This is a genomic window from Kitasatospora sp. NPDC092286 (assembly GCF_044755565.1).
GTDB lineage: Bacteria > Actinomycetota > Actinomycetes > Streptomycetales > Streptomycetaceae > Kitasatospora.
Genome location: NZ_JBIVRD010000108.1, coordinates 1,876 through 3,273, shown reverse-complemented (window position 1 = coordinate 3,273; position 1,398 = coordinate 1,876). Strand labels below are relative to the sequence as shown.

The following is a 1,398-nucleotide window of genomic DNA, read 5'->3' as shown; positions in this document are numbered from 1 at the left end:
CTGAGGACAAGCCCTCGGCCTATTAGTACCGGTCAACTCCACCCCTCACAGGGCTTCCATATCCGGCCTATCAACCCAGTCGTCTACTGGGAGCCTTACCCTCTCAAGGAGGTGGGAGTGCTCATCTCGAAGCAGGCTTCCCGCTTAGATGCTTTCAGCGGTTATCCCTCCCGAACGTAGCCAACCAGCCATGCCCTTGGCAGAACAACTGGCACACCAGAGGTTCGTCCGTCCCGGTCCTCTCGTACTAGGGACAGCCCTTCTCAACACTCCTACGCGCACAGCGGATAGGGACCGAACTGTCTCACGACGTTCTAAACCCAGCTCGCGTACCGCTTTAATGGGCGAACAGCCCAACCCTTGGGACCTACTCCAGCCCCAGGATGCGACGAGCCGACATCGAGGTGCCAAACCATCCCGTCGATATGGACTCTTGGGGAAGATCAGCCTGTTATCCCCGGGGTACCTTTTATCCGTTGAGCGACGGCGCTTCCACAAGCCACCGCCGGATCACTAGTCCCTACTTTCGTACCTGCTCGACCCGTCAGTCTCACAGTCAAGCTCCCTTGTGCACTTACACTCAACACCTGATTGCCAACCAGGCTGAGGGAACCTTTGGGCGCCTCCGTTACCCTTTAGGAGGCAACCGCCCCAGTTAAACTACCCACCAGACACTGTCCCTGATCCGGATCACGGACCCAGGTTAGACATCCAGCACGACCAGAGTGGTATTTCAACGACGACTCCACCAAGACTGGCGTCAAGGCTTCAAAGTCTCCCACCTATCCTACACAAGCCGAACCGAACACCAATATCAAGCTATAGTAAAGGTCCCGGGGTCTTTCCGTCCTGCTGCGCGAAACGAGCATCTTTACTCGTAATGCAATTTCACCGGGCCTATGGTTGAGACAGTCGAGAAGTCGTTACGCCATTCGTGCAGGTCGGAACTTACCCGACAAGGAATTTCGCTACCTTAGGATGGTTATAGTTACCACCGCCGTTTACTGGCGCTTAAGTTCTCAGCTTCGCCCCACCGAAATGGAGCTAACCGGTCCCCTTAACGTTCCAGCACCGGGCAGGCGTCAGTCCGTATACATCGCCTTACGGCTTCGCACGGACCTGTGTTTTTAGTAAACAGTCGCTTCTCGCTGGTCTCTGCGGCCACCCCCAGCTCAGACAGCACGTGTCATCACCAGGAATGGCCCCCCTTCTCCCGAAGTTACGGGGGCATTTTGCCGAGTTCCTTAACCATAGTTCACCCGAACGCCTCGGTATTCTCTACCTGACCACCTGAGTCGGTTTGGGGTACGGGCCGCCATGAAACTCGCTAGAGGCTTTTCTCGACAGCATAGGATCATCCACTTCACCACAATCGGCTCGGCATCAGGTCTCAGCCTT

The 1,398-nt window shown here is 56.1% G+C and carries 1 rRNA gene (only partly in view); it reads right to left on the bottom strand.

Annotated elements, in window-relative coordinates:
• Positions 1-2: 2 nt before the first annotated feature.
• Positions 3-1,398: ribosomal RNA gene (locus ACIQIB_RS39340) — 23S ribosomal RNA — on the bottom strand; it runs 1,824 nt beyond the window's last position.